The 17,240-nt window shown below is 62.0% G+C and carries 21 protein-coding genes and 1 riboswitch; of the genes, 12 read left to right on the top strand and 9 right to left on the bottom strand.

All coding sequences use genetic code 11. From position 1 onward, the window contains the following. Positions 1-67: 67 nt before the first annotated feature. Positions 68-1,054, bottom strand: a complete 987-nt coding sequence (locus PVV54_RS22300) for an NAD(P)/FAD-dependent oxidoreductase (protein ID WP_274907311.1) — start codon at positions 1,052-1,054, stop codon at positions 68-70. Positions 1,055-1,240: 186 nt separating this feature from the next. On the opposite strand from PVV54_RS22300, the gene PVV54_RS22295 reads away from it, so the two are divergent. Beyond that, positions 1,241-2,146, top strand: coding sequence for a TIGR01777 family oxidoreductase (locus PVV54_RS22295; protein ID WP_274907310.1), 906 nt, complete (start codon positions 1,241-1,243; stop codon positions 2,144-2,146). Between the two features lie 13 nt (positions 2,147-2,159). Beyond that, complete coding sequence (gene hemH, locus PVV54_RS22290; protein ID WP_274907309.1) at positions 2,160-3,173, top strand: ferrochelatase; 1,014 nt, start codon at positions 2,160-2,162, stop codon at positions 3,171-3,173. Positions 3,174-3,266: 93 nt separating this feature from the next. Here the strand turns inward: hemH and PVV54_RS22285 are convergent, their stop codons facing one another. Beyond that, positions 3,267-4,529: a uracil-xanthine permease family protein gene (locus PVV54_RS22285; protein WP_274907308.1), complete on the bottom strand. Its 1,263-nt coding sequence runs from the start codon at positions 4,527-4,529 to the stop codon at positions 3,267-3,269. 1 nt (position 4,530) lies between these two features. Continuing rightward, positions 4,531-5,169, bottom strand: coding sequence for a uracil phosphoribosyltransferase (upp, locus tag PVV54_RS22280; protein ID WP_274907307.1), 639 nt, complete (start codon positions 5,167-5,169; stop codon positions 4,531-4,533). 160 nt (positions 5,170-5,329) lie between these two features. Here upp and PVV54_RS22275 point away from each other — a divergent pair, with 160 nt between their 5' ends. The 4 genes from PVV54_RS22275 (at position 5,330) to PVV54_RS22260 (ending at position 7,233) form a co-directional block, all read left to right on the top strand. Beyond that, the gene (locus tag PVV54_RS22275) at positions 5,330-5,887 is read left to right on the top strand and encodes a hypoxanthine-guanine phosphoribosyltransferase (RefSeq protein ID WP_274907306.1); all 558 of its coding nucleotides are present in this window, start codon (positions 5,330-5,332) and stop codon (positions 5,885-5,887) included. A 2-nt stretch (positions 5,888-5,889) separates the two neighbouring features. After that, positions 5,890-6,363, top strand: a complete 474-nt coding sequence (locus PVV54_RS22270) for a WbuC family cupin fold metalloprotein (RefSeq protein ID WP_274907305.1) — start codon at positions 5,890-5,892, stop codon at positions 6,361-6,363. A 40-nt stretch (positions 6,364-6,403) separates the two neighbouring features. Beyond that, positions 6,404-6,874 carry a hypothetical protein gene (locus PVV54_RS22265; protein WP_274907304.1) on the top strand — a complete coding sequence of 157 codons (471 nt, stop codon included), beginning with the start codon at positions 6,404-6,406 and terminating at the stop codon, positions 6,872-6,874. A gap of 68 nt (positions 6,875-6,942) precedes the next feature. Next, positions 6,943-7,233: a PA4642 family protein gene (locus PVV54_RS22260; protein ID WP_274907303.1), complete on the top strand. Its 291-nt coding sequence runs from the start codon at positions 6,943-6,945 to the stop codon at positions 7,231-7,233. A gap of 159 nt (positions 7,234-7,392) precedes the next feature. Here the strand turns inward: PVV54_RS22260 and mqo are convergent, their stop codons facing one another. Together mqo and PVV54_RS22250 are read right to left on the bottom strand one after the other, a co-directional pair. Continuing rightward, the gene (gene mqo, locus PVV54_RS22255) at positions 7,393-8,898 is read right to left on the bottom strand and encodes a malate dehydrogenase (quinone) (RefSeq protein ID WP_274907302.1); all 1,506 of its coding nucleotides are present in this window, start codon (positions 8,896-8,898) and stop codon (positions 7,393-7,395) included. 603 nt (positions 8,899-9,501) lie between these two features. Continuing rightward, positions 9,502-9,735 (bottom strand): hypothetical protein, encoded by a 234-nt coding sequence (locus PVV54_RS22250; protein WP_274907301.1) that lies wholly within the window; start codon positions 9,733-9,735, stop codon positions 9,502-9,504. Positions 9,736-9,880: 145 nt separating this feature from the next. On the opposite strand from PVV54_RS22250, the gene PVV54_RS22245 reads away from it, so the two are divergent. Together PVV54_RS22245 and PVV54_RS22240 are read left to right on the top strand one after the other, a co-directional pair. Continuing rightward, a complete protein-coding gene (locus PVV54_RS22245; RefSeq protein ID WP_274907300.1) occupies positions 9,881-10,465 on the top strand; it encodes a YajG family lipoprotein in 585 nt (194 codons plus the stop codon). Positions 10,466-10,566: 101 nt separating this feature from the next. Next, entirely contained in the window at positions 10,567-10,827 is a 261-nt protein-coding gene (locus PVV54_RS22240) for a hypothetical protein (protein ID WP_274907299.1), read from the top strand. A 118-nt stretch (positions 10,828-10,945) separates the two neighbouring features. Here PVV54_RS22240 and PVV54_RS22235 read toward each other — a convergent pair whose 3' ends face one another. Then, on the bottom strand, positions 10,946-12,115 hold the full coding sequence (locus PVV54_RS22235) for a 1-acyl-sn-glycerol-3-phosphate acyltransferase (protein WP_274907298.1): 1,170 nt from the start codon (positions 12,113-12,115) through the stop codon (positions 10,946-10,948). Between the two features lie 122 nt (positions 12,116-12,237). On the opposite strand from PVV54_RS22235, the gene PVV54_RS22230 reads away from it, so the two are divergent. The 4 genes from PVV54_RS22230 (at position 12,238) to PVV54_RS22215 (ending at position 14,227) form a co-directional block, all read left to right on the top strand. Continuing rightward, a complete protein-coding gene (locus tag PVV54_RS22230; RefSeq protein ID WP_274907297.1) occupies positions 12,238-12,423 on the top strand; it encodes a CPXCG motif-containing cysteine-rich protein in 186 nt (61 codons plus the stop codon). Next, complete coding sequence (locus PVV54_RS22225; protein ID WP_274907296.1) at positions 12,423-12,683, top strand: putative signal transducing protein; 261 nt, start codon at positions 12,423-12,425, stop codon at positions 12,681-12,683. Before PVV54_RS22230 ends, PVV54_RS22225 begins: the two co-directional genes overlap by 1 nt. A gap of 15 nt (positions 12,684-12,698) precedes the next feature. Then, entirely contained in the window at positions 12,699-13,319 is a 621-nt protein-coding gene (locus PVV54_RS22220; protein WP_274907295.1) for an SOS response-associated peptidase, read from the top strand. A 92-nt stretch (positions 13,320-13,411) separates the two neighbouring features. Beyond that, positions 13,412-14,227 (top strand): M48 family metallopeptidase, encoded by an 816-nt coding sequence (locus PVV54_RS22215; RefSeq protein WP_274907294.1) that lies wholly within the window; start codon positions 13,412-13,414, stop codon positions 14,225-14,227. An 87-nt stretch (positions 14,228-14,314) separates the two neighbouring features. On the opposite strand, the gene PVV54_RS22210 is transcribed toward PVV54_RS22215, so the two are convergent. From PVV54_RS22210 to PVV54_RS22200, 3 genes are all read right to left on the bottom strand, one after another. Beyond that, positions 14,315-14,896, bottom strand: a complete 582-nt coding sequence (locus PVV54_RS22210) for a TMEM165/GDT1 family protein (RefSeq protein WP_274910485.1) — start codon at positions 14,894-14,896, stop codon at positions 14,315-14,317. Positions 14,897-14,986: 90 nt separating this feature from the next. Continuing rightward, a riboswitch (yybP-ykoY riboswitch) is annotated at positions 14,987-15,110 on the bottom strand. A gap of 39 nt (positions 15,111-15,149) precedes the next feature. After that, positions 15,150-16,148: a class I SAM-dependent methyltransferase gene (locus PVV54_RS22205; RefSeq protein ID WP_274907293.1), complete on the bottom strand. Its 999-nt coding sequence runs from the start codon at positions 16,146-16,148 to the stop codon at positions 15,150-15,152. Positions 16,149-16,201: 53 nt separating this feature from the next. Next, positions 16,202-17,167, bottom strand: a complete 966-nt coding sequence (locus PVV54_RS22200; RefSeq protein WP_274907292.1) for a 2-hydroxyacid dehydrogenase — start codon at positions 17,165-17,167, stop codon at positions 16,202-16,204. Between the last annotated feature and the right edge of the window lie 73 nt (positions 17,168-17,240).

Here is a 17,240-nt window from a genome sequence, read left to right as displayed (position 1 = left end):
GTATATTCCAGCACAGCCCTAAAGTTATGCAAGCTAGTATTTTTGTATAGCTATAAATAATGCTTGGCTATTCAAGGTGCTCCAGCAAGCGTCGGGCAGCTTCTTGGCCACTGAGCCAGGCGCCCTCGACACGGCCGGAAAGGCACCAGTCACCACAGGCGTACAAGCCTTGGTCGGCATCGGCCAGCGCGCCCCACTCGTGGTTGCCCACGGGGCGTGCATACAACCAGCGGTGGGCGAGGGAGAAGCTCGGGGCAGGCACCACGCAACCAATGAGTTCGGCGAATTCGCCCCATAATTGCTCGATCACCTCTTCCTTGTGCAGGTCGATGTGGTGCTTGCTCCAGTTGGCGGTAGCGTGCAGCACCCAAGTGTCGAGCGCTTCGTGACGCCCCGGTTTACTGCGGTTGCGGGCCAGCCAGTCGAGCGGGTTGTCCTGTACAAAGCAGCCTTGCATGGGCGTATCCAGCGGTGTCTCGAAACCGAGTGCAACTGCCCAGGTAGGTTCCATCTGCACGCCAGCGGCAACTGCAGCGAGTTTGGGGGTGGCGGCCAGCAGCGGCGTCGCCTGGGGCGCAGGCACGGCGATGATTACGCGGTTGTAGGGGCCATGGCTGCAGCCTTCGGTGTCTTGCAGGTGCCAGTACTGCTTGCCGCGAAATACCTCGGCGATACGGCAGCCGAAGTTTACCGTCACGTCCTTGAGCAGGCCGCGGGTGATCGCGCTCATGCGCGGCGTGCCCACCCAGCGAATTTGCTCGTCAGGAGAGGGAGTCAGTTCACCATTACGGTAGTTGTACAGTTGCGGCTTCCACTGCTCGGCCCAGCCAGCGGCTACCCATTGTTGCACCTGCTCCACGAAGCGCCGGTCGCGCGCAGTGAAATACTGCGCACCCAGGTCGAGCGCCCCAGCATCGCTGCGCTTGCTGGCCATGCGCCCGCCACTGCCGTGGCCTTTGTCGAACAGGTGAACGGATTGCCCCGCCTTTTGCAAGGCTTGGGCGGCAGACAGGCCGGCGATACCGGCACCGATGATGGCAATAGGTACTGTCATGATGGCCTCTTCAAACCTTGCTGTACGCAGACTACGCTGTCAGGCAAACCTGTACAATGCACAATGTTTGTATAAGGTTATTCCGCATTGGGGTCAGGTTGACCTATGTTTATCCGAGAGCGTTTGGTTAAAAAAGTGCCTTGATCTTAAAAATAGACCATTGCCGAACTCTGCGAGGACACAGCCATGCATATATTGCTGACAGGCGGTACCGGCTTGATTGGCCAGCACCTGTGCCAATTTTGGCTCGGCCGGGGGCACCGCCTGACTGTGTGGAGCCGTCGCCCTGATCAGGTGCCCAGGCTGTGCGGCAGCGGGGTGCGCGGCATAGCCCGGCTGGATGACCTGGCGGCCGACGAGGCCGTGGATGCGGTGGTAAACCTGGCCGGTGCGCCGATCGCTGACCGGCCATGGACAGGGGCGCGACGCAACTTGCTTTGGGCCAGCCGGATCACGCTGACCGAGCAACTGCTGGAGTGGCTGGGCCGCCGTGAGCAACGCCCCGAAGTGTTGATTTCAGGTTCTGCCGTGGGTTGGTACGGCGACGGTGGCGAGCGTGAGCTGACCGAAGCGTCGCCGCCAGTTCGCGAGGATTTCGCCAGTCAGTTGTGCATCGCCTGGGAGGAAACCGCCCAGCGGGCGCAGGCGCTGGGTATCAGGGTGGTGCTGGTGCGTACAGGCCTGGTGCTGGCCGCCGATGGCGGCTTTTTGTCCCGCCTGCGCCTGCCATTCAAACTGGGGTTGGGCGGCCCGTTGGGCGATGGCCGGCAATGGATGCCTTGGGTCCATATAGATGACCAGGTTGCGCTGATAGATTTTCTGTTGCAGCACAAGGATGCCAGCGGTCCTTATAATGCCTGCGCGCCGGAGCCGGTGCGCAACCGCGAGTTTGCCAAACGGCTGGGCCGGGCCTTGCATCGCCCGGCATTCATGCCCATGCCGAAGCTGTTGCTCAAGGCCGGGCTGGGCGAGCTGTCGACCCTGCTGCTCGGTGGGCAACGAGCCCGCCCGGTACGCTTGCTGGCAGCGGGCTTCACGTTCCGCTTCAACGATCTGCAATCGGCCCTGGACAACCTGTCCAGCCGCCTCTGACATAGGACGCTGCATGACCGATCACGCACTGCTGCTGGTCAACCTGGGTTCCCCGGCCTCCACCTCGGTGGCCGATGTTCGCCGTTACCTCAACCAGTTCCTGATGGACCCGTACGTGATCGACCTGCCATGGCCGGTGCGCCGGTTGTTGGTGTCGCTGATCCTGATCAAGCGCCCGGAGCAGTCGGCCCATGCCTATGCGTCTATCTGGTGGGATGAAGGTTCGCCATTGGTGGTGCTGACCCGTCGCCTGCAGGCGGCAATGGTCGAGCACTGGCCCCACGGCCCGGTGGAAATCGCCATGCGCTACGGCCAGCCGGCACTGCCGGAGGTGCTCGCACGCCTGGCAGCACAGGGGGTGCGCAAGGTCACATTGGCGCCACTTTATCCACAGTTCGCCGACAGCACCGTGACCACGGTGGTGAAGCTGGCGGAGCAGACCATTGCCGAGCGTCAGTTGCCATTGCAGATGCGTGTACTGCAGCCGTTTTACGATCACCCGGAGTACATCGGTGCGCTGGTCGCCAGTGCCCGGCCGCACTTGCAGCAGGATTACGATCACTTGCTGCTGAGCTTCCATGGCCTGCCCGAACGCCACCTGAAAAAGCTCGACCCTACCGGTAAGCACGATTTCCAGGCGGCAGATTGCTGCAAGGATGCCAGCGCCGAGATGCGGGCGGTGTGCTACCGCGGCCAATGCCTGGCTACGGCCAAGGCGTTTGCGCAGAAGATGGGCATACCCGATGGCAAGTGGTCTGTGTCATTTCAGTCGCGGTTGGGGCGCGCCAAGTGGATCGAGCCTTACACCGAGACGCGGCTGGATGAACTGGCCAAGGCCGGGGTGAAGAAGTTGCTGGTGATGTGCCCGGCATTCGTGGCGGACTGCATCGAGACGCTGGAAGAGATTGGTGACCGGGGCAAGGAGCAGTTTGTCGAGGCAGGGGGCGAGGAGCTGGTGCTGGTGCCTTGCCTGAATGATCACCCTGAGTGGGTGAAGGTGTTGGCGGGGATGTGCGAGCGGGCTTGAGGTTTCGGTTGTCTGACGGGCCTCATCGCGGATAAATCCGCTCCTACACCGATCTTTGTAGGAGCGGATTCATCCGCGATAGGCCAGCACAGATTAATGCTGCTGCTTCTGCTTCCAGCCATCATTCCCCGGCAGGATCAGGTTCAGCGCAATCGCCACGATGGCACACAGCGCAATCCCTTTCAGGCCCCAGTCATCCGGGCCATCACCGCTGCCGATCAGCACGCCGCCAATACCGAATACCAAGGTTACCGACACGATCACCAGGTTACGCGCTTCGGCCAAGTCGACCTTGTGACGGATCATGGTGTTCATACCCACTGCGGCAATCGAGCCGAACAACAGGCACAGAATGCCACCCATCACCGGCACCGGAATGCTCTGCAACAGCGCGCCGAACTTGCCGATGAACGCCAGGGTGATGGCAAAAATCGCCGCCCAGGTCATGATTTTCGGGTTGTAGTTCTTGGTCAGCATCACCGCGCCGGTCACTTCGGCGTAAGTGGTGTTGGGCGGGCCGCCGAACAGGCCGGCTGCCGTGGTGGCCAGGCCGTCACCCAGCAGGGTGCGGTGCAGGCCGGGCTTTTTCAGGTAGTCGCGGCCGGTCACGCTGCCGACCGCAATCACCCCACCGATGTGCTCGATTGCCGGCGCCAGGGCAACCGGAACGATGAACAGGATGGCCTGCCAGTTGAAGGCCGGCGCCGTGAAGTTCGGCAGCTCCAGCCATGGTGCGGCGGCGATCTTGGCGGTATCGACCACGCCAAAGGCGAACGACAGGGCAAAGCCCACCAATACGCCGGCAATGATCGGCACCAGCCGGAAAATGCCTTTGCCGAACACGGCAACGATCAACGTGGTCAGCAGCGCTGGCATCGAGATCATCATTGCGGTCTTGTACGGCAGCAGCACGCTGCCGTCACCGGCCTTGCCCATCGCCATGTTGGCGGCGATCGGTGCCATGGCCAGGCCGATGGAGATGATCACCGGGCCGATCACCACCGGCGGCAGCATGCGGTCGATGAAACCGGTGCCCTTGATCTTCACCATCAGGCCCATGAAGGTGTACACGAAACCAGCCGCCATCACGCCGCCCATGGTCTCGGCCAGGCCGAACTGGCCCTTGGCGAGAATGATCGGGGTGATGAAGGCAAAGCTCGACGCCAGGAACACGGGTACCTGACGGCCCGTGACCAGCTGGAACAGCAAGGTGCCGATGCCGGCTGTGAACAGTGCTACGTTGGGGTCGAGGCCGGTGATCAGCGGCATCAGCACCAGCGCGCCGAATGCCACGAAGAGCATCTGCGCACCCGAAACGACCTGGCGCCAGAGCGGGTCGTTGAAGCCGTCCTGCATGTCAGGCGTCCTTCTGCTTGGTGCCGAAGATCTTGTCACCGGCATCACCCAGGCCCGGCACGATGTAGCCGTGCTCGTTCAGGCACTGGTCGATCGAGGCGGTGTAGATCTGCACGTCCGGGTGGGCTTTTTCCACCACGTCGATGCCTTCAGGGGCAGCGACCAGAACCATGGCGCGGATCTCTTTGCAGCCGGCCTTTTTAAGCAGGTCGATGGTGGCAACCATCGAGCCGCCGGTGGCCAGCATCGGGTCGATGATCAGGGCCAGACGCTGGTTGATGTCGGGTGCGAGCTTTTCCAGGTAGGTGTGGGCTTCGAGGGTTTCCTCGTTGCGGGCAACGCCAACGGCGCTGACCTTGGCGCCCGGGATCAGGCTGAGCACGCCGTCGAGCATGCCGATACCGGCGCGCAGGATCGGCACCACGGTAATCTTCTTGCCGGCGATTTTTTCAACCTGCACCTTGCCACACCAACCGTCGATCTCGTAGGTTTCGAGGGGCAGGTCCTGGGTGGCTTCGTAGGTCAGAAGTGCGCCGACTTCCTGGGCGAGTTCGCGAAAATTCTTGGTGCTGATGTCGGCACGGCGCATCAGGCCGAGCTTGTGGCGGATCAGCGGATGGCGGATCTCACGAGTAGGCATAGGGGGCTCCGAAAGGCGGGCAAAAAAACCGCGCTAGATTAATCTATTCAGCCTTTGCTGTCGTGCAGTCCTTTTGCACGTTAGTCCATAAATGCTTGATCTGTGACGAGCGGATGCGTACCTTTGCCCGCTTTTCCAAATTGCACCCCCGGAGAGCGCCATGTCCGCCGATCTCGAGCACATCCGTCAAGTCATGCGCGAGGCAGACTGCCTGTACAACGAAGCCGAAGTGGAAGCGGCCATCGCCAAGGTAGGCGAACAGATCAGCAAGGACCTGCACGACAAGAACCCGGTGGTGTTCTGCGTGATGAACGGCGGCCTGATCTTCGCCGGCAAATTGCTGACCCACCTGCAGTTCCCGCTGGAAGCCTCGTACCTTCACGCCACCCGGTACCGCAATCAGACCAGCGGCGGCGAGTTGTTCTGGAAGGCCAAGCCGGAAGTGTCGTTCATCGACCGCGACGTGCTGATCGTTGACGACATTCTCGACGAAGGCCACACCCTGAGTGCCATCATCGAGTTCTGCAAGCACGCGGGCGCCCGCGCCGTGCACACCGCCGTGCTGATCGACAAGGACCACGACCGCAAGGCCAGCCCGGACTTGAAGGCGAGTTATTCGGGCCTGCCATGCGTGGACCGCTACATCTTCGGCTATGGTATGGATTACAAGGGCTACTGGCGTAATGCCAATGGCATCTTCGCCGTCAAAGGAATGTAACCATGCGCCAGCCTGCGTTCATCGACCAATCGCTGTTCGCAGAGCTGGCCAGCAAGGCTGCCGAGCTGCCGCGCCAGCGGCACCACCACACCTTCCATGAAATGGATGAGCCCTGCCACCGCGTGGCGGTGGGCTTGCAGCCTTCTACCTATATCGCGCCGCATCGTCACCTGAGCCTCGACAAGGCCGAAACCCTGTTGGTACTGAAAGGGCGGCTGGGGGTGCTGTTCTTCGACGAGTACGGTGTGGTGACCGACACACGGGTACTGCAAGCCGGCGGGGACTGCCTGGGGGTAGACCTGCCGCCAGGTCACTACCACAGCCTGGTGGTGCTGGAGCCGGACAGCATCTTGTTCGAATGCAAGGCCGGCCCATACCGGGCGTTGGGTGAAGGTGAGCATGCCCCTTGGGCGCCGCGAGAGGGTGAACCCGGTGTGGCCGAATACCTCGCCGGGATGCTTGCCCAGTTCGGCTGAGTAGCGTGCTAGAGTGCTTCTCCATGCCAAGGAGCCTCACATGCGTGCGATTCTTCCCTTGTTGCTGGCCGTGAGCCTGCCGTTAGCCGCAGCGCCGATGCACAGCCAGTTCCTCCCTCCTGATGACCAGTCCTTGCGCCAGGAAGCGCCGACCAGTCAGCAACTGATGCAGGTAACCGACTACTCCGTAGTGGTGGGTGCCCAGCGTCAGTCCGATCAGCAGCCGATCCCGATCACTGCGTCGTTGCAAATGCGCCTGAAAGGTAAGCCGCTGAGCAAAGGGGCGACCATCGGCCAGGTGCTGTTGACCTTCGAGGGCGAGCCCGGCAAAAGCCTGAAAAAGCCGGTGTATGACGAGAAGGCCCGCACCCTGATCCTGAATTACCCGACCAGCGACTACCGCGTGGTGATGGACCTGCTGCGTAACGAAACCGTGTATGTACAGTTTCTGACCTATGCCAATGGCCACGTCTGGGCCGACCTGCACACCGGCACCGTACGTACGCGTTGAGGCGCGCGGCCTGTGGGGGGTAAACTGCCGGCCTTCGAAATCCCGTGATGGTCCAGTTGGAGCCGGCAATGCGCAAAGACAAGAAGCAGGTGATTGGTGACGAAATCAGCGACGACTACATCAAGTCGTTCCTTCAGTTTGAGCCAGCCGATGGCGTGACCTCGCCGTCGGCGCACAAGCTGGTGAAGGCTTACCGCGGCTTGCGCGTTGACGACTTCGAGCGTTTTGTCGGGTTCTTTGTCGAGGCGGGTTACGACCTGGACGGCAAGGATGAGCATGGCAAGACGTTTGTCGAGCAGATTGCTGACCAGCGTGGCGCGCCGGAGTACATCGAGATCATCGATAACGCTCGCGGTTGATTGGTAAGCCTATGCGGGCCTCATCGCGGATGAATCCGCTCCTACAGGGATCACCGTACCTGTAGGAGCGGACTCATCCGCGATAGGGCCGGTACAGGCTGGCAAATGATCCAGCCACAAAAAAACGCCCCGAGGGGCGTTTTTTCGTTACAGGCCAGCTCAGGCGTAATGCTTGGCCGGGCTGCTTTCCACCAGCTCCAGCGCCACATCGTTGTCGGCACTGATCTTGTGGTACAGGGCCGCATCGGTGGCCAGGGTCTTCTCGCGAGCCGGGAAGATTTCCTTGAGCTTGGCAGCCCAGGCGCCCTTGGCCTGCTCGGGGAAGCAGCGCTCGATCAGTTCGAGCATGATCGACACCGTCACCGAAGCGCCTGGCGAAGCGCCAAGCAGTGCGGCCAGGCTGCCGTCCTGAGCCGAGACCAGCTCGGTACCAAACTGCAGGATGCCGCCTTTTTTCGGGTCTTTCTTGATGATCTGCACGCGTTGGCCTGCCACTTCCAGGCGCCAGTCTTCGGCCTTGGCCTCTGGGTAGAAGCGGCGCAGAGACTCCAGGCGTTGCTCCATCGACTGCATCACTTCGCTGACCAGGTATTTGGTCAGGTCCATGTTGTCGCGGGCCACCGCCAGCATCGGGCCGATGTTGCCCATGCGTACCGACAGCGGCAGGTCCATGAACGAGCCGTGCTTGAGGAACTTGGTGGTAAAGCCGGCGTAAGGGCCGAACAGCAGCGATTTCTTGCCATCCACCACACGGGTGTCCAGGTGCGGCACCGACATGGGCGGCGCGCCCACGGCGGCCTGGCTGTAGACCTTGGCCTGGTGCTGCTTGACGATTTCCGGGTTGTCGCAACGCAGCCACTGGCCGCTGACCGGGAAGCCGCCAAAGCCTTTGCTCTCCGGGATGCCCGAGGCTTGCAGCAGCGGCAGGGCCGCGCCGCCGGCGCCGAGGAACACGAAGCGGGCGTCGACTTCACGGCTACCACCGCTGTTGACGTCCTTGATGCTGACCGTCCAGCCGCTGCCATTACGGCGCAGGCCGACGACCTTCTTGCTGTACTTCACCTGCGCGTCCGGTGCGTCGCCCAGCAGCTTGAGCAGCTTGTTGGTCAGTGCGCCGAAGTTGACGTCGGTGCCTTTCATCACGCGGGTGGCGGCGATGTGCTGGTCGGCCGGGCGGCCCGGCATCATCAGCGGCATCCAGTCCTTCATCACGGCCTGGTCCTCGGTGTATTCCATTTCGCTGAAGGCGTGGTGCTGCTTGAGCAGCTCGAAGCGCTTCTTGAGGAAGGAAACACCCTTGTCACCTTCGACGTAGCTCAGGTGCGGGACCGGGTTGATGAAGGCACGAGCCGAGCCGAAATTGCCTTTTTTGCTCAGGTAGGCCCAGAACTGGCGCGAAACCTCGAACTGGGTATTGATGTGCACGGCCTTTTTGATGTCGATGCTGCCATCGGCGGCCTGGGGCGTGTAGTTCAACTCGCACAGGCCGGCGTGGCCGGTGCCTGCGTTGTTCCAGGGGTTGGAGCTTTCCGCGGCTCCGGAGTCCATCGCCTCGACCACCTCGAGTTTCAGGGTCGGGTCGAGCTCCTTGAGCAGTACGGCCAGGGTGGCACTCATGATGCCCGCGCCTACCAGTACTACATCAACCGATTCGTTCTGCGCCATTTAACGCGTCTCCACAATCTACAGCTACCTAATTGACAGCATAGGATCACTGGGGCTGCCAGGATCGCCATGTCCGACTCTTCGCAGTTTTGCCACTTCCGCGGACACCGCCAATCAGTCTTCGGGTTCGCATATTGAACCGCGTTTGCCGGGGGTGCGGCAATTCGACTTATGGTCAAGGTGTCGTGCGTGCGCTATGGAACGGCCTTAGTCACTCATTTTGGATGAGCACGATGGCCGCCTGTTCAGGGCTGTTCGGGACACATCTGTCGCTTTTGCACATGCCAGACTGTTCATTTGCTCGCCACACTCTTGTGAAGTAGTGAAAACCGTTTTTTCACGCTCTTTTGGAGACGTGAACCTCAAAGGGGGACTGCGCGATGGCAACCCGCAGGTTCAAGCAAAGCGAAGGGCCGGAAAAGCAGGCACTACAGCCGATGCAAGACCTGAGTGGAAGGCTCTCTGTGGGCGAAGCGGGTGAAGGTGCCGGGGTCAAACGGCGAATGCGGGGCCCGATCAGGAGACGTCCTTATAATCGGGGGGAGATTATAACGATGTCGCGGGCAGAAAGGTCGTTATTCGTGCTTTTTATTGCAGCGTTTGTCAGGCGGGGAGGGTGCGCTGCTGCCATTGGTGGCTTGCGCGGGCGCAAGCCCGGGCATTGGCGGGGAGTGGGCGCCCCAGCCAGGCAAGCTGAATTTCAGTGACGTGTACCCAGTCGGCACCGGCGGGCGGTTGCTGGCACTCCTTGAACGCCAGGCATTTGCCGCTGGCGTCGAGGCGGGCGTAGGCAGAACGGCGCGGGCGTTTGAAGAGCTGGGTCCAGAGCGAGGCCATGGTGTCGAGTCCTGTGCGTTAGGGCTTGGCGCAAGGATAAGGGCAGGGCCATTAAACGATTGTGACAAGTGTGCCGGGCCGATGACTGGTACGCCTGCCGCTAGGTATACTGTGGGCCTTTGCCGCATCTTCTGGAGAAACGCGCATGTTGCAACGTCTGTTGTTCGGTTTGATCGCCGTGGCCAGCCTCAGCCTGGTCGGATGTGCCCACAGCCCGCAACAACTTAGCCCGCAACCCAAGCTCAACGCCCAGCTCGCGCCGGTCGGTCATGGCCAGCCGGTAGTGGTGCGGGTGGTTGATGGCCGGGCCTCGCAATCCTTGGGTACTCGCGGTGGCATGTACCCCGAAACCAGTACCATCAGCGTCAACGGCAACGATGTCGTGCCCAAGCTGCAGGCCCAGGCCGAAGCAGCCGTGCGCTTGCTTGGCTTCACCCCGACGCCAAATGCCTACAACGCTCCGCAGCTGACGGTGACCCTGGCTGAACTGAAGTACCAGTCGCCCAAGGACAACCTGTACGTGACCGAAGCCACCATCGGCGCCACCTTCCGTGCCGACGTGTCCAACGCCAACCGCCGCTACAGCGGCCGCTACGGCGCTTCGCTGGACCAGCGTTTCGGCATGGCGCCGAACCAGGAAACCAACACCAAGCTGGTGAGTGATGTGCTGAGCGATGCGCTGACCCGCCTGTTCAAGGACCCGACCATCGGCCAGGTACTCGGCGAGTAAGGCAGATGAAATCAGGTGACACTTTGTCGCCAAGGCCGGGCACGCTGGCTGCACTTCGGTAGAATGCCGGCCTTTGCCGTCGTTCTGACCGAGGTTGCGTGATGTCCTTGCAAGTGCTCTGGAGTTTCCTGGCCGCCCATCCGACCAAGATTATCAATCTGTTGGCGCTGCTGTTGACCTGCCCGGGCGGGTTGCTGCTGCAGAGTGCTCGTCGTCGTGAGGCCAACACCCGCGAAAGACTGGCGGCTGACGAAGGTGTGGTGGATATGATGGACCAGCGTGTGCCGCGGTATTACTACATCCTCGGCTTTTCTTGCCTGGCGATGGCGTTGTTGCTGTCGTGGTTCAGCACTTGGGTTTGATAATTTGGGGCTGCTTTGCAGCCCTTTCGCGACACAAGGCCGCTCCCACAGGGGATCGCGTTTTCCTGTGGGAGCGGCCTTGTGTCGCGAAAGGGCCGCAAAGCGGCCCCAAAATCCATCAGGCAACCGAAGCCTGCTGCCTAACCTGATACTGGTTGCGCACCGGCGTCGCATACTGCAATACCAGGTAAGGCCGCTGCTCCTCAGGGCATTCATCCAGCCGGCGTTGCCATTCTTCCTTGGCCTTGGCCAGCTCTTGCGCCGGGAACACCTGCTCGGCACTCGGCACCTGCAGTGCCTCATCCTTTTCTGCCCACATCGCATACGCCAGGTAATGCACCGGGAACAGCCGGTAGCCGCCCAGAATCTGCCGGTCGATTTCCTGCGCCAGTTGCTTGGTGTCCTCGAAAAATTCGGTCACCGGCGGGGCAAAGCTGATGTGCACGCGGCCTTTGTAGCCGGTAATGCCCTTGGCAATGCTGTTGTCATCCTCGCCTGGCGCCTTTTTGTAGGTGCCAGTGGTGGCGCGGATGTACAGCTCGCGGGCCTTGGCCTGGTCGCACGGGTCGTATTCGTAGCTGATCGACACCGGAATCAGGTTAAGGCTCTGGATCACGCTGCCGAACGGCTCGTCCTTGCGGCTCATGTGGAACATCTTGAGGATCGCCGAGTCGGTGCGGTCATCACCGTCCTTGGCGCGGCCTTCGGCCTGGGCGATCCAGATCGAGGCGCCGTCATTGCGGATCGAGTGGTTGATGTACGCCGACAGCAGTTGGTAAGCCGCGAGCTTTTCACGGCGGCCACTGAGCGAGCGGTGCACGATGAAGCTTTTGTTCAGGCGCATCATGTCGCTGACGAACGGCTTTTGCAGCAGGTTGTCGCCAATGGCGATGCGTGGCGTCGGCAGGCCTGCGTGGTACACGGCGTAATTGACGAATGCCGGGTCCATCACGATGTCGCGGTGGTTGGCCAAAAACAGATAGGCCGTGCCGGCCTTGAGCTGTTCGACCCCGGAGTAGGTAACACCGTCGGTGGCGCGGTCGATGGTTTGGTCGACGTAGTATTCGACCTTGTCCTGCAGGGTGGAAACGCAGGTAACGCCTGCGAATTCCTTGCGCAGCCGGCGGGCGATCAGCGGCTTGAGCAGCCAGCCGAGCGCGCCAGCTGCACGCGGGAAGCGGAAGTGGGTGAGGATATCGAGGAATGCCGGGTCGCTGAGTAGCCGCGCCAGAACGGCAGGGACCTCAGCGTCGTCGTACGGTCGGATGGCATCGAATTCGCCCATCATGCTCTCTTGTTGGAAACGGCTAGGGTAATAAGTAAGGGGTGGGGCCCGAAAAACGGCTCGGACACACGCAGGCCCTGTAAACAGACCGGCAATTATACGCATAAGTCACTGCGGAGGCCGCGATGCTCGAAATCGACTTCTACAACTGCCCTTACTGCGGTGAGCGTGTGGAGACCACAATCGACTTGTCAGGCGGTGACCAGGTGTATACCGAAGATTGCCAAGTCTGTTGCCAGCCCATTGTGTTCATCCTGCAGGTGCATGATGACGAGTGGATGCTCGAGGTGAGACGCGAGGATGATGCCTGATGCAGCGCATTTACGACCCGGAAACCCTGCTGGAAGCGGAAATGCTGGCGGGCATGCTCGCCAGCGAGGGCATTGAAGTGCACCAGATCGGGCGCGACCTGATGGGCGGCGTGGGCGAACTGCCGGTACAGGGCTTGCTCGGGTTGGCCGTACCCGACGAGCAGGCCGGGTACGCACGGCAGTTGATCGATGCGTACAATGGTGCCCAGCCGCTTGCCGGCGACGAGCCGGAAAGTTACCCCGGTACCTTGATCTGTTAGGTATTGAATTCGCCCATGTGTGGACGCTACGCCCTGTTTCGCTGGCCCCAAACGCTGGCAAGCCTGCCGGGGTTCCCTGCCGGCCAGCCGGCCCAGTGGAATATATCCCCCGGTGCTTCTGTGCTGATCCAGCGCCAGCTTGATGGCCACTTGCAGTTGGACAAGGCCCGCTGGGGCCTCACGCCCGCCTGGCTCACCGACCTGTCCCGCACCCCTGCCCACGCCCGCGCCGAAACCCTTGCCGAGCAGCCGATGTTTCGTGAGGCGTTTCGCCAGCGCCGTTGCCTGATGCCCGCCAACGGGTTTTACGAATGGCGTGGCACGGTACGCAAGCGGCCTTACTGGCTGACGCCGGCAGAAGGGTCGTCCCTGTACTTTGCGGCAGTGTGGGAGGTGTACCCTGTGCAGGACCAGGTGTGGTTGAGCTGTGCGGTCGTGACCCAGGCAGCCATGAATCAGCGCCGGCCTCTTATTCTGGATGAGGCGGGGCAGGCGGCTTGGCTGGCCCTGGAAACGCCAATGCCGCGCCTGCATGAGCTGTTGGCCAGCCCACCGGCAACGCTGCGGGAGCGCGCGTTGGCGCATTTCGTCAATGATCCGAAGCTGGACGCGCCGGAGTGCCTTACTCCGGCTTGAAGGGTTGCCCGGCAAGAAATCTTCCCTGCGGCTATAGCGGCTGCCAGCGTCTGGGCCTAGGATACGCCGCATGCAAAAAAGGGAGTGTTTTCATGCGTAAGTCTTTTGTCGTCAGCCTGTTGAGTGCTGGCATCCTGCTGGCCGGTTGCCAGGCGGTGAACACCACCAGCGGCGGTGCTGTGGGCGTCGAGCGCAAGCAGTACATGTTCAGCATGCTGTCGACCGACGAAGTCAACCAGATGTACGCCCAGTCGTACCAGCAAACCCTGGGTGAAGCGTCGAGCAAGGGTGTGCTCGACAAATCCAGCGCGGACGCCAAGCGCGTGCAGGCCATTGCCGACCGCCTGATTGCCCAAGCACCAAAATTCCGCCCGGATGCCGCGCAGTGGCAGTGGGAAGTGAACGTGATCAAGAGCGATGAGCTGAACGCCAACTGCGGCCCCGGCGGCAAGATCATCGTGTACACCGGCCTGATCGACCAGCTCAAACTCACCGACGCCGAGATTGCAGCCGTGGTCGGCCACGAAATCGCCCATGCCTTGCGTGAGCACAGCCGCGAAGCGATGTCCAAGGCCTATGGCGTGGAAATGGCCCGCCAGGGGGCAGGTGCATTGTTCGGCCTTGGCCAGAGCAGCATCGCGCTGGCAGACCAGGTGGTGAACTACGCCATGACCTTGCCTAATAGCCGCGCCAACGAGAACGAAGCCGACCTGATCGGCCTGGAGCTGTCGGCGCGTGCAGGCTACGACCCGAATGCCGCGATCACCTTGTGGAACAAGATGAGCAAGGCTTCCGAAGGTGCGCCGCCTGAGTTCATGAGTACTCACCCGGCGTCGGAAAGCCGTATTGCATCGTTGCAGGCGGCGATTCCGAAGGTGATGCCGTTGTATGAGGCGGCCAAGAAGTAAGGTTTTTAGCGCCTGCAAGATCGAGCGCCGCTTTGCGGCGCATCGCGAATAAATTCGCTCCTACAGGCGTGCGCCAGGGCTAGCGCATCATCCCACCCAACCGCTGGCCTTCATCGCCGAATACACCGCCACTATCGCCAGCACGACAAACGCCGCCGCCGCCAAACGACGAATCAACGTCAACGGCAGCTTCTCCGCCGCAAAATTCCCCGCCAGCACCACCGGTACGTTGGCAATCAGCATGCCCAGGGTCGTGCCGATGATCACCATGATCAGGTGCGGATACTGGGCCGCCAGCATCACCGTGGCCACCTGTGTCTTGTCGCCAATCTCCGCCAGGAAGAAGGCGATCAGTGTGGTCAGGAACGGGCCGAAGCGCCGTGCCGGGTTCTCATCGTCATCCATCTTGTCCGGCACCAGCGTCCACAGCGCCGTGGCGGTAAAGCTCGCGGCGAGCACCCAGTGCAGCACGGTTTCACTGAAGAACCCGCTGACCCAGGCACCTACGGCACCGGCAGCAGCATGGTTGGCAAGCGTAGCCGCCACGATACCGGCAATGATCGGCCAGGGCTTACGGAAGCGAGCAGCGAGAATGAGTGCGAGCAATTGCGTCTTGTCGCCGATTTCGGCAAGGGCGACGATCGCGGTGGGGACGAGTAACGATTCCAGCATCAGGATTCCTACGGGGGCGGGTCGACACGGCTATGACACGTACAGCCTCCCCGCCCCGGGTAAGGTGTGCGTGTCATAGGTCTTGTCAAACCGTCGGACCTGTCTGCGCAGGTCGCTTGGGTCGCACGCGCCATGGCCTGTGGGCCAAGTGTGTTGACGCGTACCGGGCGAGCACGGTGCTCGCGGGAGACTACTCCCCTAGGACGGGGCGGATTCTGCCTAGTCAAAACGGTTTCGGCAAGCCCTGTTTTTATCCGCGTGTTGCACGGTAGATACGAAAACCGTCGGCGTCGGCCAGCGTCTGGCAGTGGCCGAGCGCGCCTTCGATCAACGGTTGGTAACGCAGGAAGCTATTGGCGACAAGGCGCATTTCGCCGCCTTTTCGTAGATGTTGGCCTGATTTTTTCAGCAGGTTTTCCGAAGCCTGATAATTGGTATGTACCCCGGTATGGAAGGGCGGGTTGCTCAGAATCAGGCTGAGGTCGCGCGGTGCTGCATCAATGCCATCACCGCTGATGACCTCGCCGTCCAGGTTATTGGCCGCCAGGGTCAGGCGGCTGGCAGCGACGGCAAAGGCATCCACATCCAGCAGCGTTACCTGGCTTTGCGGGTAGCGGCGCTTGACCGTGGCACCCAACACTCCAGCGCCGCAACCGAAGTCCAGCACATGGCCCACCGGCAAGTTGTCGAGGTGTTTGAGCAGCAGTGCCGTACCGCGGTCGAGGCGGCCATGGCTGAACACACCCGGCAGGCTCACGACCTGCAACGGGCCGTCCGCCAGATCGAGTTCGAAGCGCTCTGCGAGGCTTTCCAGCGGTTTGGCTTCGGGGGCGTTTTCCACGGTGACCTGCCACAGCTGGCAATGGCGCGCGCTGTCCAGCTTGCGCGGCTTGCCAAAGCCTTGCAGTTGCTTGGCCGCGCCTTCAATGCCGCCGCGTTTTTCACCTACCAGGTACAGTTCACGGCCTGCCAGGCGCGATGCCAGGGCGTTGAGCAAGTAGGCCGCCAGCTCGCGGGATTTGGGCAGGAACAGCACAGCGGCCTCGAAGGCTACCGGCGGCACCTCGACGCCATAATGGCTGCGCCCTGCAAAGCGGCCGTCGAGCGCAGCCTGGTCGCCAGCGTGCCAGGTCCAGGCGTGGGCATTAGGCAGTTGGCCCAGCAGACCATCGGCGGGGGCCCCTGCAATCAGCAGCGGGCCCTGGAACAGTTCCGCCTGACGGAGCAACACTTCACTGCGCGGGTCCATGGACGGAGCCTCCTGAAAAAAGTGGCGCAGTGTAGCAGAGCTGGCCTGCGGGCTCAGCTCACCACGCGGCGCGGCTGGCCGGCGAAGAAGGCCTGGGCATTCTCGCTGAGCTGGCCGACGATGCGCTGGCGCGACTCCACGGCGCCCCAGGCGCTGTGCGGGGTGATGATCAGGCGCGGGATGTCGCTGGCCAGCAACGGGTTGCCGTTGACCGGCGGCTCGACGCTGAGCACATCGGTGGCCGCGCCGCCCAGTTTGCCTTGGCGCAGGGCATCGGCCAGTGCCTGTTCGTCGATCAGGCCACCGCGTGCGGTGTTGACCACCAGCGCCCCGGGCTTGAGCAAGTCCAGTTCGCGGGCGCCGATCATGTGCCGGGTGTGTTCGTTAAGCGGGCAGTGCAGGGTGAGTGCATCCACCTGGGGCAGCAGTTCTTCCAGCGGCAGGCGATCGTCGCGGGCCGGGCGGCCAGGTATCTGCCCGCTAAGTACTCGCATGCCGAACGCTTCGGCCAGGCGTGCGACGGCACCACCCAGTTCGCCATGGCCGAGCAGGCCGAGGGTTTTGCCTTCCAGTTCGACGATGGGAAAATCCAGCAGGCAGAACTGGCTGGCCTTGGCCCATTCGCCTGCGGCCACGGCTTTGTTGTAGTCACACAGGCGAGTGGCCAATGCCAGCAGCAAAGCGATGGTGTGCTGCGCGACCGATGGCGTGCCGTACCCCTGGCAGTTGCACACCACGATGCCTTGGGCACGGGCGGCGGCCAGGTCGACATTGTTGGTGCCGGTGGCCGCCACCAGAATCAGCTTGAGCTGTGGGTTGGCCGCAAGCGCTTCGGCATCGAGCATCACCTTGTTGCTCACCACCGCGACGGCACCCTGCAGGCGCTGGGCCACCTGGTCGGGGCGGGTGGCGGCAAACACTTCAAACTCATCGAACGGCTGCTTTAGCGGGGAGAGGTCGAGGTCGCCAAGGTCGAGGGACTGGTGGTCGAGAAACACGGCGCGACGCGGGCTGGGCATCTGGCAAGACTCCGGTGGCAGGGCTGAGGTTGTTCCATCACCCCGCACAATGCCACTCATACCTTTGCCAGCC

This window comes from Pseudomonas sp. PSKL.D1 (assembly GCF_028898945.1).
Taxonomy (GTDB): domain Bacteria; phylum Pseudomonadota; class Gammaproteobacteria; order Pseudomonadales; family Pseudomonadaceae; genus Aquipseudomonas.
Note: the sequence above shows the minus strand (reverse complement) of the source record. Positions and strands in the feature narration are given on the sequence as shown.

Coding starts and splice junctions, on each gene's coding strand:
- PVV54_RS22240 (WP_274907299.1), top strand. CDS start 10,567: ATGTCCTTGCAAGTGCTCTGGAGTTTCCTGGCCGCCCATCCGACCAAG.
- PVV54_RS22235 (WP_274907298.1), bottom strand. CDS start 12,115: ATGATGGGCGAATTCGATGCCATCCGACCGTACGACGACGCTGAGGTC.
- upp (WP_274907307.1), bottom strand. CDS start 5,169: ATGCCTACTCGTGAGATCCGCCATCCGCTGATCCGCCACAAGCTCGGC.
- PVV54_RS22285 (WP_274907308.1), bottom strand. CDS start 4,529: ATGCAGGACGGCTTCAACGACCCGCTCTGGCGCCAGGTCGTTTCGGGT.
- PVV54_RS22265 (WP_274907304.1), top strand. CDS start 6,404: ATGCGTGCGATTCTTCCCTTGTTGCTGGCCGTGAGCCTGCCGTTAGCC.
- PVV54_RS22200 (WP_274907292.1), bottom strand. CDS start 17,167: ATGCCCAGCCCGCGTCGCGCCGTGTTTCTCGACCACCAGTCCCTCGAC.
- PVV54_RS22250 (WP_274907301.1), bottom strand. CDS start 9,735: ATGGCCTCGCTCTGGACCCAGCTCTTCAAACGCCCGCGCCGTTCTGCC.
- PVV54_RS22205 (WP_274907293.1), bottom strand. CDS start 16,148: ATGGACCCGCGCAGTGAAGTGTTGCTCCGTCAGGCGGAACTGTTCCAG.
- PVV54_RS22275 (WP_274907306.1), top strand. CDS start 5,330: ATGTCCGCCGATCTCGAGCACATCCGTCAAGTCATGCGCGAGGCAGAC.
- PVV54_RS22270 (WP_274907305.1), top strand. CDS start 5,890: ATGCGCCAGCCTGCGTTCATCGACCAATCGCTGTTCGCAGAGCTGGCC.
- PVV54_RS22215 (WP_274907294.1), top strand. CDS start 13,412: ATGCGTAAGTCTTTTGTCGTCAGCCTGTTGAGTGCTGGCATCCTGCTG.
- PVV54_RS22245 (WP_274907300.1), top strand. CDS start 9,881: ATGTTGCAACGTCTGTTGTTCGGTTTGATCGCCGTGGCCAGCCTCAGC.
- PVV54_RS22300 (WP_274907311.1), bottom strand. CDS start 1,054: ATGACAGTACCTATTGCCATCATCGGTGCCGGTATCGCCGGCCTGTCT.
- PVV54_RS22220 (WP_274907295.1), top strand. CDS start 12,699: ATGTGTGGACGCTACGCCCTGTTTCGCTGGCCCCAAACGCTGGCAAGC.
- PVV54_RS22295 (WP_274907310.1), top strand. CDS start 1,241: ATGCATATATTGCTGACAGGCGGTACCGGCTTGATTGGCCAGCACCTG.
- PVV54_RS22260 (WP_274907303.1), top strand. CDS start 6,943: ATGCGCAAAGACAAGAAGCAGGTGATTGGTGACGAAATCAGCGACGAC.
- PVV54_RS22225 (WP_274907296.1), top strand. CDS start 12,423: ATGCAGCGCATTTACGACCCGGAAACCCTGCTGGAAGCGGAAATGCTG.
- mqo (WP_274907302.1), bottom strand. CDS start 8,898: ATGGCGCAGAACGAATCGGTTGATGTAGTACTGGTAGGCGCGGGCATC.
- PVV54_RS22230 (WP_274907297.1), top strand. CDS start 12,238: ATGCTCGAAATCGACTTCTACAACTGCCCTTACTGCGGTGAGCGTGTG.
- hemH (WP_274907309.1), top strand. CDS start 2,160: ATGACCGATCACGCACTGCTGCTGGTCAACCTGGGTTCCCCGGCCTCC.